This is a genomic window from Variovorax endophyticus, from assembly GCF_025376855.1.
Taxonomy (GTDB): Bacteria; Pseudomonadota; Gammaproteobacteria; order Burkholderiales; family Burkholderiaceae_C; genus Variovorax.
Window position 1 is genome coordinate 62,889 of the sequence record NZ_JAHUTH010000040.1, and the last position, 16,436, is coordinate 79,324.

The 16,436-nt window shown below is 70.9% G+C and carries 2 protein-coding genes; both read left to right on the forward strand.

The window, feature by feature from the left end; genetic code table 11:
* Positions 1–84: 84 nt before the first annotated feature.
* The gene (locus KV106_RS35785) at positions 85–225 is read left to right on the forward strand and encodes a hypothetical protein (RefSeq protein ID WP_261216540.1); all 141 of its coding nucleotides are present in this window, start codon (positions 85–87) and stop codon (positions 223–225) included.
* A partial coding sequence (locus tag KV106_RS35790; RefSeq protein ID WP_261216541.1) for an autotransporter-associated beta strand repeat-containing protein occupies positions 222–16,436 on the forward strand: 16,215 nt, incomplete at its 3' end. The genes KV106_RS35785 and KV106_RS35790, both read left to right, overlap by 4 nt.

Here is a 16,436-nt window from a genome sequence, read left to right on the forward strand (position 1 = left end):
CTTTGAGAATTTCCCTCCAAGCGGCAACGCAGTGATGCCGCACGCGCCATGCGCATTCGCGCTTGCATGGCAGGAGGAGACCCCATGAAAAGCAGCACGCCAGCCATCGACCCGCGGTCGTCGGCTGCATCGACCGTGCCCGCTTCCTCATGCATCGCCTGCCGCGCCCGACCCGATTTCCGCCGCGACGCCTTGCATGCGCGGCCCATGGAGAACCGCCGATGAACGTCGTCTACAAAACCATCTGGAACGCAGCGCTCGGAGCCTGGGTGGCGGTCTGCGAGACGGCGCGCGCGCGCGGCAAGCGCAGCGGTGGCCGGCGTGCGCTGGCCGGCGCGAGCCTGGTGGCGCCGCTGCTGGGCGTGCCGCTCTTCCTGCTCAGCGGAACGGCCTCGGCGGTCTGCACGCTCGCGGGCAACGTGCTCACCTGCACGGGCACCACGCCGGGCTGGGTCGGCGTTTCGAACGGCGGCACGATCAACAACAGCGGCGAGATCGCCAAGCTCGGCGACGGCACCTGGGGCATCTACACGGGCGCCAACATCACGGTCAACAACACCGGCACCATCAGCGGCACGTCGGGCGTGGTGCTCGGCGGCAACGCGGTGATCAACAACAACGGCGGCATCATCCGCAGCACCGATCGCGCGATCCAGGTGACGGGCGGGCCGGTCACGCTGACCAATTCGAACGGCGGCATCATCGAGGGCCTCGCGGGCGCGCTGATCTACGGCGGCGGCACCATCGTCAACACCGGCAACAGCCGCATCACCAGCACGGGCAACTACCTCGGGCTGGGTTTCGGCGGCGGCAGCGCGAGCATCACCAATACGCTGGGCTCCACCATCTCGGGTGCCGCCGCCAGCATCTACGGCCAAGCGACCTCGCTCACGCTCGACAACGGCGGCCTGCTGCAAGGCAGCGCCATCTTCGACGGCGGGCTGGTGCAGCGTGTCACCTTGCGCGTGGGCAGCCGGATCGTGGGCGACCTCAGCATCGGCTCCAAGACCGGATCGACGCTGACGCTGGCGGGCGCGGGCACGCAGATCTATTCGCAGGCGGCCACGGGCACCACCACCTTCGGCGGCGACCTGTTCAAGGAGGACAGCGGCGACTGGGTGATCAACCGCTCGATGGCACCGCGCACCGCGACGGTCAACGCGGGCGCGCTGGGCTTCGCCTCGGGCGGCACCTTCGGCGCCGGCACCGCGCTGAGCCTGGCCGCCGCGGGCACGCTGCTGCACACCGATTCGGGCAACGCCGCCGTGGGCAACCTCTCGGGCGTGGCGGGCAGCAAGATCGCGCTCGCCGCGGGCTCTTCGCTGCGCATGGCCGACGGCACCAGCACCACGATCGCCAGCGACTTCAGCGGCGGCGGAGCGCTGATCAAGAGCGGCAGCGGCACGCTGACGCTGAGCGGCAACAACAGCGCCTTCACCGGCAGCTTCACGGCCAACGCCGGCTCGCTGCTGGCCGCGAGCGCGAAGGCGATCGGCGGTGCCGCGCTCGACATCGGCGGAGCCGTCACGCTCATCAGTCCGGGCGCGCTCGCGCTCAACGCGGTCGGCTTGAGCACCAGCACCGGTGCCGGCGCGCTCAGCGTGCAGACGCCGGGCGCGGTGAGCTTCAACGGCACGGTCTCGGGCGCGGGCTCGCTCGACCTGCGCGGCATCGGCGGCAAGGTCTCGCTGCTTGGCGCGAACAGCTATGCGGGCGGCACGAGCTTCGCCGACAACACGGTCGTGCTCGGTAGCAACACCGCGCTGGGTACGGGCGCGGTGTCGATCGAGGGCGACACGGCGCTGTCGGGCAACGCGGCGCTGACGCTGGGCAATGCCTTCGCCATCGGCAAGTCGAACTCGCTGGCGATCTCCGGGCCGAGCCTGACGCTCAACGGCCAGATTTCGGGCGCCGGCAGCATCGTGAAGCAGGGCACCGCCACGCTCACGCTGGGCGGCGCGAGCACCTACACCGGCGGCACCACGGTGACCGCGGGCACCTTGAGCATCAACAACGCGAGCGGCAGCGCCACGGGCACGGGCGCGGTGCAGGTGCAGACGGGCGCCACGCTCATGGGCAGCGGCGCGATCGCCGGTCCCGTGAACGTGGCGCTCGGTGCGCGCCTGTCGGTCGGCAACGGCGGCGTGGGCGCGCTGACCACCGGCGCGCTCACGCTCGCCGCGGGCTCGACGCTCGAGATGCAACTCGGCAAGGCGGGCGTGGTCGGTGGGGCCTACAACGACCTGCTGACCGTCAACGGCAATCTCTCGCTGGCGGGCACCCTCAACCTCGCCCAGTCGGCCGGCGGCAGTTTCAGCGCCGGCATCTACCGGCTCATCAACTACACGGGCACGCTCACCGCCAATGCGATGACGATCGGCAGCGCGCCGACCCCGCTGAGCTACCTCACGCTGCAGACGAATACGGCCAACCAGGTCAACCTGGTCAATACCGGCGGCCTCACGCTCAACCTGTGGGACGGCAGCAATGCCGCGGCCTTCAACAACGGCCAGGTCGAAGGCGGCAGCGGCACCTGGCGCGCCGGTTCGCCCGGCGACAACTGGACCGATGCCAACGGCCTGGCCAACGGCACCTGGGTGCAGGACGGCTTCGCGATCTTCAGCGGCAAGGCCGGCACCGTCACGGTCGACAACAAGGGCGTGGGCGGCGCGGTGCGCCTGGGCGGCGCGCAGTTCGCGGTCGACGGCTACACGATCAACGGCGACCCGCTCACCATCAACGCGGCGAACACCGTGGTCCGCGTGGGCGACGGCACGGCCGCGAGCGCGGGCATGACCGCGACCATCGCGGCCGCGATCGGCGGCACCGGCGGGCTGGTCAAGGACGACGGCGGCGTGCTGATCGTCAGCGGCAAGAACAGCTACACGGGCGGCACCACGGTCAAGGGCGGCATCCTGCAGTTCTCGGCCGACAACAACCTCGGCGCGGCCGGCAAGGGCCTGGTGCTCGACGGCGGCACCCTGCGCATCGCGACGGGCAGCGGGTCGCTCGCCAGCGCGCGCGCGCTGGCGCTGGGCGCGGGCGGCGGCACCATCGACCTCGGCAATTCGACCTGGGGCTTCGGCGGTGCCATCAGTGGCAATGGCGCGCTGAGCGTCACCGGCAAGGGTGGCGTGCTGAACTTGGCGGTGGCCAGTAGCTACAAGGGCGGCACCGTGGTCCAGGGTGGCGCGAGCGTGAACGCGGGCGCCAGCGGCGCCTTCGGCAGCGGCGCGGTGCTCCAGCAGGGCAGCGGCACGCGGGTGAGCTTCCTCAACGCGGCCAGCGCGGGCGGGAACAGCTACACCGTGGGGCGCGCCGGCATTGCCGACAGCGACAACCGCCTGGTCTTCACGCAGAGCTCGACGGCCGGCAGCGCGGACATCGACGTGAACGGCAGCGGCGGCCAATCGGCCACGGCGAACACCGTGCAGTTCGGCGACACCTCCAGCGCCGGCACGTCCACCATCGGCAACCTGGGCGGCGCGGTCTCGTTCCAGCAGAGCGCGAGCGCGGGCAGCGCGACGATCTCGAACGGCGCCAACAGCCTCGTGAGCTTCGCCGACTCGGCCACGGCAGGCAGCTCGAAGATCGCCAATGCGAAGGGCGGCACGGTCTACTTCGCCGACAGTTCGACGGGCGCGAACGCGACGCTGACCAATGCCGCGGGTGGCGTGGTCGACGTGTCGGGCGTGACCGCCAAGACAGGCCTCTCGCTCGGCGCGCTCTCGGGCGCGGGCAACGTGGTGCTGGGCGCCACGCGGCTCACGCTGGGTGGCCTGAATGCCAGCGGCACGATCTCGGGCATCGTGAGCGACAAGGGCAGCGCCTTCGCGCAGCCGGGCGCGGGCACGGGCGGCGCGGTGGTCAAGGTGGGCACGGGCACGCTCGCGCTGACGGGCGCCAACACCTACACCGGCGGCACCACGGTGGCGGCCGGCACGCTGGCCGCGAACAACGCGAGCGGCAGTGCCACCGGCACGGGCGCGGTGCAGGTGCAGTCGGGCGCGACGCTCGCGGGCACCGGCAGCATCGCGGGCACGGTGAGCGTGGCCAAGGGCGGCGTGCTGGCTGCCGGCAATGGTGGCGCCGGCACGCTGACGCTAGGGGGGCTGAGCCTGGCCAGCGGCGCGGTGCTGAACTACGACCTGGGCCAGGCCGGCGTCGCCGGCGGCTCGCTCAACGACCTCATCAACGTCAACGGCAACCTGCAGCTCGACGGCACGCTCAACGTGGCGCAGACGGCCGGCGGCAAGTTCGGCGCGGGGCTGTACCGCCTCATCAACTACACCGGCACGCTGACCGACAACGGCCTGGACATCGGCACCGCGCCCACGAGCGCCGCCAACCTGCAGGTGCAGACCTCGATCGCGAACCAGGTCAACCTGCTGAACGCCAGCGGCCTCACGCTCAACATGTGGGACGGCACGGGCAGCGCCAACATCAACGACGGCAAGGTCAGCGGCGGCAGCGGCACCTGGCGCGCGGGCGGCCCGTCGACCAACTGGACCGGCGTCGACGGCAAGCTCAATGCGAGCTGGCAGCAGGGCGGCTTCGCGATCTTCGCGGGCAAGGCCGGCACCGTCACCGTCGACAACACCGGCCCCGGCGGCGCGGTGCGCATGGGCGGCGCGCAGTTCGCGGTCAGCGGCTACACGGTGAATGGCAGCGCGCTCGCCATCGATGCGCCCGCCACGGTGGTGCGCGTGGGCGACGGCACCGCGGCGAGCACGGGCATGAGCGCCACCATCGCCGCCGCGATCGGCGGTGCCGGCGGCTTGGTGAAGGACGATGGCGGCACGCTGGTGCTCAGCGGCAAGAACAGCTATGCGGGCGGCACCACGGTGAAGGCCGGCGTGCTGCGGATCTCCTCCGATGCCAACCTCGGTGCCGCGGCCGGCGATCTCGCGCTCGACGGCGGCACGCTGGCCATCGCCGCGGGCTCGGGTCCGCTGGGCACCGCGCGCGATATCGCGCTCGGCACGGGCGGCGGCACGCTGGACCTGGCAAACAACGCCTACGAGGTCGATGGCGTGCTCAGCGGCAAGGGCGCGCTCACCGTCACCGGCAAGGGTGGCACGCTGCTGCTCTCCAAGGCCAACAGCTTCGCGGGTGGCACCTCGCTGCGCGGCGGCGCCAGCATCACGGCCTTTGCCGCCGGCGCGCTGGGCAGCGGCGACGTGCGGCAGGTCGACAGCGACACGACGCTGCTCTTCTCGACCGGCGGCGGCGCCGGTTCGAACAACTACATCGTCGGCACGGCCGGCGTCTCGGCCAACAACACGCTGGCCTTCGCGCAGAACGCGACCGCCGCCGCGGCGAAGATCGCGCTGTTCGGCGCGGGCTGGCAGGACCCGGACCGGAACTCGCTGCAGTTCCTCGACGGCGCCGTCGGCGCCAATGCCACCATCAACAACAAGGGCGCGGCGGTCGTCTTCGCGGCGAAGTCGAGCGCGGGCAGCGCGACGATCACCAACGGCGCCAACAGCCTGCTGTCCTTCATCGGTGCGTCGTCGGCGGCCAAGGCGGCGATCGACAACCAGGGCGGCATGCTGCAGTTCGCCGACACTGCGACCGGCACCACGAGCACCGTCGTCAAGTCGACGGGCACGGTCGATGTCTCGGGCTCGACCGCCAAGACCGGCGTCGAACTCGGCTCGCTCTCGGGCTCGGGCGCGGTGGTGCTCGGTGCCACGCGTCTCACGGTGGGCGGTTTCGGCGGCAACGACACGCTCTCGGGTGTCGTCGGCGACAAGGGCAGCGTCTTCGCGCAGCCGGGATCGGGCACCGGCGGCTCGATCGTCAAGGTCGGCGCCGGCACGCTCACGCTGAGCGGCGCCAACAGCTACACCGGCGGCACCACGGTGGCCGCGGGCACGCTGAGCGTGACCAACAAGAGCGACAGCGCCACCGGCACGGGCGCGGTGCAGGTGCAGTCGGGCGCGACGCTGGCCGGCACGGGAACCATCGCGGGCACGGTCACCGTGGCGAACGGCGGCGCGGTGAACCCCGGCAACGGCGCGGGCACGCTGACCGTGGGCGGCCTGGCCCTCAATGCGGGGTCGGTGCTGAACTACCAGCTGGGCCAGGCCGGCGTGGCGGGCGGATCGCTCAACGACCTGATCAACGTCAACGGCAACCTGCGGCTCGACGGCACGCTCAACGTGAGCGAGACCGCGGGCGGCAAGTTCGGCGCGGGGCTGTACCGCCTCATCAACTACACCGGCACGCTGACCGACAACGGGCTGGTGATCGGCACGGCGCCCACCGATGCGAGCAAGCTCTGGTTGCAGACCTCGGTGGCCAACCAGGTCAACCTGCTGAACACCGACGGGCTGGTGCTCAACCTCTGGGACGGCGGCAACGCCGCCAACGTCAACGACGGCAAGATTGCCGGCGGCAGCGGTACCTGGCGCGCGGGCGGGCCGGGCGACAACTGGACCGATGCCAATGGCCTGGCCAACGGCACCTGGGTGCAGGACGGCTTCGCGATCTTCAGCGGCAAGGCCGGCACCGTCACGGTCGACAACAAGGGCGTGGGCGGCGCGGTGCGCCTGGGCGGCGCGCAGTTCGCGGTCGACGGCTACACCATCGGCGGCGATGCGCTCACGATGAACACGGCGGGCTCGGTCATCCGCGTCGGCGATGGCACCGCCGCGGGCGCGGGCATGAGCGCGACCATCGACGCGGCGATCACGGGCACCGGCGGCCTCGTGAAGGACGACCTGGGCACGCTGGTGCTCGGCGGCGTCAACAGCTATGCGGGCGGCACCACGGTCAAGGGCGGCATCCTGCAGATCACGGCCGACGCCAACCTCGGCAAGGCCGGAACGGGCCTCGGCCTCGACGGCGGCACGCTGCGCATCGGCGCGGGCGCCGCGAACTTCGTGAGCACGCGCGCGTTGGCGCTGGGCACGGGCGGCGGCACCGTCGACCTGGGCAGCAACAGCTTCGGCATCGGCGGCGCGGTCAGCGGCAAGGGCGCGCTCACGGTTACCGGCAAGGGCGGCACGCTGAGCCTGGCGCAGGCCGGCAGCTACAGCGGCGGCACGGTGCTGCGCGACGGCGCGGCCATCACCACCACCGCCAGCGGCGCGCTCGGCAGCGGCGCGGTGCTGCAGCAGGGCAACGACACCTCGCTGACGCTGCGCGGATCGGCCAGCGGCGGCAGCAACAGCTACACGGTCGGCCGGGCGGGGTCGAGCGACGACGGCAACATGCTCCTGTTCGGGCAGACCGCGACGGCGGCCGCCGCGAACATCGTGGTCAACGGCAAGGGCTGGCAGTCAGCGACGACGAACGAACTGCAATTCGGCACCAGCGCCAGCGCCGGCAACGCGACCCTCGCCAACGCGGGCGGCGTGATCCGCTTCGTCGGCGCCTCCAGCGCGGGAACGGCGACGATCTCCAACGGCGACAAGGGCCTGCTGGCCTTCGCCGGGGCCGCCACGGCCGGCAGCGCGAAGATCGCCAACGCCTCCGGCGGCCTGGTGGCGTTCTTCGACAGCGCGAGCGGCGCGAAGTCGACCCTGACCAACGCCGCGGGCGGCGTGGTCGACGTCTCGGTCCTGACCTCGAAGGCCGGCGTCGAACTCGGTTCGCTGTCGGGCGCGGGCGGGGTCGTGCTCGGTGCCACGCAGCTCACGCTCGGCGGGCTGAACGCGGGCGACACGATCTCGGGCGTCGTGAGCGACAAGGGCAGCGTCTTCGCGCAGCCCGGTTCGGGCACCGGTGGTTCGATCGTCAAGGTGGGCAGCGGCACGCTCTCGCTCAGCGGTGCCAACACCTACACCGGCGGCACGACGGTGGCGGGCGGCACGCTGGCCGCGAACAACGCGAGCGGCAGTGCGACGGGCACGGGTGCGGTGCAGGTGCAGTCGGGTGCGACGCTCGCGGGCACGGGCAGCATCGCGGGCGCGGTGAACATCGCGAAGGGTGGTGTGCTGTCCGCGGGCAATGGCGGTGCGGGAACGCTGACGGTTGGCAGCCTGAGCCTCGCCAATGGCGCGGTGCTCAACTATGACCTGGGGCAGGCCGGCGTGGCCGGTGGGGCACTCAACGACCTGGTCAATGTCAACGGCAACCTGCAGCTCGACGGCACGCTCAACGTGGCGCAGTCGAAGGGCGGGGTGTTCGGCGCGGGTATCTACAGGCTCATCAATTACACGGGTGGGTTGACCGACAACGGCCTGGATATCGGTACGACGCCGGGTTCCAAAACGGATCTGCAGGTGCAGACCTCGGTGGCCCAGCAGGTCAACCTCGTGAACCGCTCGGGCCTGTCGCTGAACTTCTGGGACGGCAGCGACGCGAGCAAGTACAACGACGGCCAGATCGCCGGCGGCTCGGGTACCTGGCGCGTGGGCGCGCCGGGCGACAGCTGGACGGGTGCGGACGGCAAGATCAATGCGGCCTGGGCGCAGAACCAGTTCGCGGTGTTCGGCGGTGTCGCGGGCACCGTCGATGTCGACGATGGCAATGGCACGGTGCGCATCACGGGTGCGCAGTTCGCGACCAATGGCTACCGCGTGCAGGGCGACGCGATCGACCTCGGCAGCGCGGCCACGACCGTGCGCGTGGGCGACGGCAGTGCGGCGGGCGCGGGCATGACCGCGACCATCGCGTCCTCGCTGACCGGCGCGGGCGGCCTGGTCAAGGAAGACCTGGGCACGCTGGTGCTGAGCGGCACGAACAGCTACGCGGGCGGAACCACTATCAAGGGCGGCATCCTGCAGATCGCTTCGGACGCGAACCTCGGTGCGGCCGCGGGAGGGCTCGCGCTCGAAGGCACCACGCTGCACGTGACGGGCGACACCGCCAGTGCGCGTACGGTGAGTCTGGGCGCGGGCAGCAACGGCTTCGACATCGACAAGACCGTCGCGCTGAACGGCACGATCAGCGGCGCGGGCAGCCTGCGCAAGATCGGCGCGGGCACCTTGCGGCTCGGCGCGGCCAACAACTACGTGGGCGGCACCTTCGTCGACGCGGGCACATTGGCCACCGGCGTCACGGGCGCCCTCGGCAGCGGTGCGGCGAGCGTGGCTTCGGGTGCCACGTTGCAACTGGATGGCGGCTTCAACGCCGGCAGCACGGCCATCGGCAACCAGGGCACGGTGCGCTTCCAGGACAAGACGAACGCGGGTACCTCGACGATCACCAATGCCAAGGGTGGCGTGCTGGCCTTCGCGGACGACGCGTCGGCCAACAAGGCCACGGTGCTGAATCAGGCGGGCGCGCAGGTGCGCATCGACCAGGCAAGTACCGGTGTGAACATCGGCGCCCTGGGTGGCGCGGGCAACGTGCTGCTGGGCGCGAAGGTGCTGACCACCGGCGGTCTCAACACCAGCACGACGCTGTCGGGCACGGTCAGTGGCGCGGGCGGCTCTGTCATCAAGGTGGGCAGCGGAACGCTCGCGCTCAGCGGTGCCAACACCTATACCGGCGGGACCACCGTGGCGGGCGGCACGTTGGCCGCGAACAACGCGGGCGGCAGTGCGACGGGCACGGGCGCAGTGCAAGTGCAGTCGGGTGCCACGCTCGCGGGCACCGGCAGCATCGCGGGCGCGGTGAACATCGCGAAGGGTGGCGTGCTGTCCGCGGGCAATGGCGGTGCGGGAACGCTGACGGTTGGCAGCCTGAGCCTGTCCGACGGCGCGGTGCTCAACTACGACCTGGGTCAGGCCGGTGTTGCCGGCGGTGCGCTCAACGACCTCGTCAACGTCAACGGCAACCTGCAGCTCGATGGCACGCTCAATGTGGCCGAGACCGCTGGCGGCAAGTTCGGCGCTGGCATCTATCGGCTGATGAACTACACGGGCGGCCTGACCGACAACGGTCTCGACATCGGCACGGCACCGGGCGCGGCGGCCGACCTGCAGGTGCAGACCTCGGTGGCCCAGCAGGTCAACCTGGTCAATCGCGCGGGCCTGTCGCTGAACTTCTGGGATGGCGGCGACAACAGCAAGTACAACGACGGCCAGGTGGCCGGCGGCAGCGGCTCCTGGCGCGTGGGTATACCGGGCGATGGCTGGACCGGTGCGGACGGCAAGATCAACGCGGCCTGGGCGCAGAACCAGTTCGCGGTGTTCGGCGGCGTCGCTGGCACCGTCGACGTGGACGATGCCAATGGCACCGTGCGCATCACCGGTGCGCAGTTCGCCACCAATGGCTACCGCGTGCAGGGCGATGCGATCGAGCTCGGCAGCGCGGCCACCACCGTGCGCGTGGGCGACGGCACGAATGCGGGTGCCGGCATGACCGTGACCATCGCGTCTTCGCTGACTGGCGCGGGTGGATTGGTGAAGGAAGACCTCGGCACGCTGGTGCTGGATGGCACCAGCAGCTATGCGGGCGGCACCACCGTCAAGGGCGGCATCCTGCAGATCGCATCGGATGCCAACCTTGGCGCAGCCACGGGTGGCCTATCGCTCGAAGGTACGACCCTGCATGTGACCGGCGACACCGCCGGCACCCGCACCGTGAGCCTGGGCGCAGGCAGCAACAGCTTCGACATCGATGCGGCTCGCACGCTGGCGCTCAACGGGGCAGTGAGCGGCGCGGGCAGCCTGCGCAAGATCGGCACGGGCACCTTGCGGCTCGGCGCGGCCAACAACTACGCGGGCGGCACTTTCGTCGACGTGGGTACGTTGGCTACCGGCGTGGCCGGCTCACTCGGCAGTGGCGCGGCGAGCGTGGCCTCGGGTGCCACGCTGCAACTGGATGGCGCATTCGACGCCGGCACCACAGCGATCGGCAACCAGGGCACCGTGCGCTTCCAGGACAAGGCGAACGCGGGCACCTCGACCATCACCAATGCCAAGGGCGGCGTGCTGGCCTTCGCGGGCAACGCCTCGGCCGACAAGGCCACGGTGCTCAACCAGGCGGGCGCGCAACTGCGCATCGACCAGGCGACCACGGGCGTGAACGTTGGCGCACTCGATGGCGCGGGCAACGTGTTGCTGGGCGCGAAGGCGCTGACTACCGGCGGGCTCAATACCAGTACGACGCTGTCGGGCACGATCAGCGGCGCGGGCGGTTCGGTCGTCAAGGTCGGCAGCGGGACATTGACGCTCACGGGCGGCAATACCTACACCGGCGGCACGACGGTGGCGGGCGGCACGCTCGCCGCGAACAACGCGAGCGGCAGCGCGACGGGCACGGGTGCGGTGCAGGTGCAGTCGGGTGCGACGCTCGCGGGCACGGGCAGCATTTCGGGCGCGGTCAACATCGCCAAGGGCGGTGTGCTGTCGGCTGGCAATGGCGGCGCTGGCACGCTGACGCTGGGCAGCCTGAGCCTCGCCAGCGGCGCGGTGCTCGACTACGACCTGGGACAGGCCGGCGTGGCCGGCGGAGCGCTCAACGACCTGGTCAACGTCAACGGCAACCTGCAGCTCGATGGCACGCTCAATGTGGCGCAGTCGAAGGGCGGCGTTTTCGGCGCGGGCATCTACCGGCTCATCAACTACACGGGTGGCCTGACCGACAACGGTCTCGACATCGGCACGACGCCTGGCGTGGCGGCCGACCTGCAGGTGCAGACTTCGGTGGCGCAGCAGGTGAATCTCGTCAATCGCGCGGGCCTGTCCCTGAATTTCTGGGACGGCAGCGACGCGAGCAAATACAACGACGGCCAGATCGCCGGTGGCTCGGGCACCTGGCGCGTGGGCGTGCCGGGCGACGGCTGGACCGGTGCGGACGGCAAGATCAACGCGGCCTGGGCACAGAACCAGTTCGCGGTGTTCGGCGGCGTCGCGGGCACCGTCGACGTGGACGATGGCAACGGCAGGGTGCGCATCAACGGCGCGCAGTTCGCCACCAGTGGCTACCGGCTGCAGGGCGATGCGATCGAGCTCGGCGGCGCGGCCACCACCGTGCGCGTGGGCGATGGCACGAACGCGGGTGCGGGCATGACCGCGACCATCGCGTCCTCGCTGACGGGCGCGGGCGGACTGGTCAAGGAAGACCTGGGCATGCTGGTGCTCGGCGGCAGCAACAGCTATGCGGGCGGAACCACCATCAAGGGCGGCATCCTGCAGATCGCATCGGATGCGAATCTCGGCGCGGCCACGGGCGGGCTCGCGCTCGAAGGCACCACGCTGCATGTGACGGGCGACACCGCCGGCACGCGCACCGTGAGCCTGGGTGCGGGCAGCAACAGCCTCGACATCGACAAGACCGTCGCGCTGAACGGCACGATCGGCGGCGCGGGCAGCCTGCGCAAGATCGGCGCGGGCACCTTGCGGCTCGGGGCGGCCAACAACTACGCGGGCGGCACCTTCGTCGACGTCGGAACGCTGGCCACCGGTGTGACCGGTTCACTCGGCAGCGGCGCGGCGAGCGTGGCTTCGGGTGCCACGCTGCAACTGGATGGCGGCTTCGACGCCGGCACCACCGCGATCGGCAACCAGGGAACCGTTCGCTTCCAGGACAAGGCAAGCGCGGGAACGTCCACCATCACGAATGCCGCGGGCGGCGTGCTGGCCTTCGCGGACGACGCCTCGGCCACCAAGGCCAAGGTGCTCAACCAGGCCGGCGCGCAACTGCGCATCGACCAGGCGACCACGGGCGTGAACGTCGGCGCACTCGATGGCGCGGGCAACGTGCTGCTGGGCGCGAAGGCACTGACCACCGGTGGACTGAACACCAGCACGACGGTATCGGGAACGATCGGCGGCGCGGGCGGTTCGGTGGTCAAGGTGGGCAGCGGAACGCTGACGCTCACAGGTGCCAACAGCTACACCGGTGGCACGACGGTGACGGGTGGCACGCTGAGCGCTAACAACGCCAGCGGGAGCGCGACCGGTGCGGGTGCGGTGCTGGTGCAGTCGGGTGCCACGCTCGCGGGCACGGGCAGCATCGCGGGTGCGGTGAACGTTGCCAAGGGCGGTGTGCTTTCCGCGGGCAATGGCGGTGCGGGCACGCTGACGGTTGGCAGTCTGAGCCTGGCCGATGGCGCGGTGCTCAACTACGACCTGGGCCAGGCCGGTGTTGCCGGCGGTGCCCTTAACGACCTCGTCAACGTCAACGGCAACCTGCAGCTCGACGGAACGCTCAATGTGAGCGAGACAGCTGGCGGCAAGTTCGGCGCGGGCATCTACCGGCTGATGAACTACACCGGTGGCCTGACCGACAACGGTCTCGACATCGGTACGGCGCCGAGCGCCAAGGCCGATCTGCAGGTGCAGACCTCGGTGGCCCAACAGGTCAACCTGGTCAATCGCGCGGGCCTGTCGCTGAACTTCTGGGATGGCGGCGACAACAGCAAGTACAACGACGGCCAGGTGGCCGGTGGTTCGGGCACCTGGCGCGTGGGCGTGCCGGGCGATGGCTGGACCGGTGCCGACGGCAAGATCAACGCGGCCTGGGTGCAGGGGCAGTTCGCGGTGTTCGGCGGCAGCGCCGGCACCGTCGACGTCAACGACGACAAGGGCATCGTGCGCATCACCGGTGCGCAGTTCGCGACCAACGGCTACCGCGTTCAGGGCGACGCGATCGAACTGGGCAATGCCGCGACGACCGTGCGTGTCGGCGACGGCAGTGCGGCCGGTACGGGCATGACCGCGACCATTGCGTCGTCGCTGACCGGCACGGGCGGCCTGGTCAAGGAAGACCTCGGCACGCTGGTGCTCGATGGCAGCAGCAGCTACAGCGGCGGCACCACCATCAGGGGCGGCATCCTGCAGATCGCATCGGATGCGAACCTCGGTGCGGCCGCGGGCGGCCTCGCACTCGAAGGCACCACGCTGCATGTGACCGGCGACACCGCGAGCAAGCGTGTCGTGACCCTGGGCACGGGTGTCAACAGCTTCGACATCGACAAGACCGTCGTGCTGAACGGTGCGGTCAGTGGTACGGGCAGCCTGCGCAAGACCGGCGCCGGCACCCTGCAGCTCGGCGCGGCCAATGCATACGTCGGCGGCACCGATGTGGCCGCGGGCTCGGTCGAGGCCCTGGTCACGGACGCGCTGGGCACGGGAGCGGTATCGGTGGCGGGCAATGCCTCGCTGGCCTTCACCAACACGGCCGACGCGGGCAAGCTCGCGATCACGGTGGCCGCGCGCGGCAGTGCGCCGACCGACAACGGCGGCTTCCTCGCGTTCCGCGACAGCAGCTCGGCGGGCGACGCGACCATCACGGTGAACCATGACGCCTCGGTCGGGTTCCGCGACAGCGCGAGCGCCGGCAGTTCGGTGATCGAGAACCGGGGCGGCTCGACCACGCTGTGGTTCAACGCGGAGGGCGGCAAGGCCCGGATCACGAACTTCGCGGGCGGTCGCGTCGACCTGCTCGACGACGCGAGCGCGGGCCAGGCACGCCTGGTCAACGAGAGCGGCGGGGTGATCAACCTGGCCGATCGCGTGAGCGCGGACCAGGCGACGGTGGTGAACGGCGCGGGTGGGCAGCTGCGCATCGGCAGCCTCACCAACGCGGGCGTGGGCATCGGCTCGCTCGAAGGCGCGGGTGAGGTGTTCCTCGGCGCGAAGGCGCTGACCACGGGCGGCCTGAACACCAGCACGACGGTGTCGGGCACGATCGGCGGCAGCGGTGGCTCGGTCGTGAAGGTGGGCAGCGGCACGCTCGAACTCAGCGGTGCCAACACCTACACCGGTGGCACCACGGTGGCGGGCGGCACGCTCGCGGCCAACAACACGAGCGGTAGCGCGACCGGCTCGGGCGCCGTGCAGATCCAGGGCGGTGCGACGCTGGCCGGCAATGGCAGCATCGCCGGTTCCGTGAACATCGCCAAGGGCGGTGTGCTGTCGGCGGGCAATGGGGGCGTGGGCACGCTGACACTGGGCAGCCTGAGCCTGGCCGACGGCGCGGTAATGAACTACGACCTGGGCCAGGCCAACACGGTGGGTGGCCCGCTCAACGACCTCGTCAACGTCAACGGCGACCTGCGCCTGGACGGCACGCTCAATGTGGCGCAGTCCGCGGGCGGCAGCTTCGGCGCGGGCCTGTACCGGCTCATCAGCTACACCGGCAGCCTGACGGACAACGGCCTCGACATCGGCACCGCGCCGGGTGCCGCAGCCGACCTGCAGGTGCAGACCTCGGTGGCACAGCAGGTCAATCTCGTCAATCGCGCGGGCCTGTCGCTGAACTTCTGGGACGGTGGCGACAGCACCAAGTACAACGATGGCCAGGTGGCCGGCGGCAGCGGCACCTGGCGCGTGGGCGTGCCGGGCGACGGCTGGACCGGTGCGGACGGCAAGATCAACGCGGCCTGGGTGCAGGACCAGTTCGCTGTGTTCGGCAGCAGTGCCGGCACCGTCGACGTCAACGACGACAAGGGCATCGTGCGCATCACCGGTGCGCAGTTCGCGACCAACGGCTACCGCGTTCAGGGCGACGCGATCGAACTGGGCAATGCCGCGACGACCGTGCGTGTCGGCGACGGCAGTGCGGCCGGTACGGGCATGACCGCGACCATTGCGTCGTCGCTGACCGGCACGGGCGGCCTGGTCAAGGAAGACCTCGGCACGCTGGTGCTCGATGGCAGCAACAGCTACAGCGGCGGCACGACCATCAAGGGCGGCATCCTGCAGATCGCCTCGGATGCCAATCTCGGCGCCGCGGCGGGCGGCCTCGCGCTCGAAGGCACGACCTTGCGCGTGACGGGCGACACCGCCAGTGCGCGTGCGGTGAGCCTGGGGGCGGGCAACAACCGCTTCGACATCGACGCGGCCCGCACGCTGGCGCTCAACGGCAGCGTGAGCGGCGCGGGCAGCCTGCGCAAGCTCGGCGTGGGCAGCTTGCGGCTCGGCGCGGCCAATGCCTATGCCGGCGGCACGTTCGTCGACGCGGGTACCTTGCTCACCGATGTGACCGGCGCGCTCGGCGGCGGCGCGGCGAGCGTGGCCTCGGGTGCGACGCTGCAACTGGGTGGCGGCTTCGATGCCGGCACCACGGCCATCGGCAACCAGGGCACGGTGCGCTTCCAGGACAAGGCGAGCGCGGGCACGTCGACCATCACCAACGCCGCGGGCGGCGTGCTGGCCTTCGCGGACGATGCATCGGCCACCAAGGCCACGGTGCTGAACCAGGCTGGGGCGCAGGTGCGCATCGACCAGGCGAGCACTGGCGTGAATGTTGGCGCTCTTGGCGGCGCGGGCGATGTGCTGCTGGGCGCGAAGGCGCTGACCACGGGTGCACTGAACAGCAGCACGACGGTGTCGGGCACGATCAGCGGCGCCGGTGGTTCGGTCGTCAAGGTGGGCAGCGGCACGCTCGACCTGAGTGGCGCCAACACCTATACCGGTGGCACCACGGTGGCCGCGGGCACGCTGGCCTTGAACAACGCGAGCGGTAGCGCGACGGGCACTGGTGCCGTCCAAGTACAGGGCGGTGCAACCCTGGCGGGCAATGGCAGCGTCGCAGGCGCAGTCAGCATCGCCAAGGGCGGCGTGCTGTCGGCGGGCAACGCAGGCGTCGGC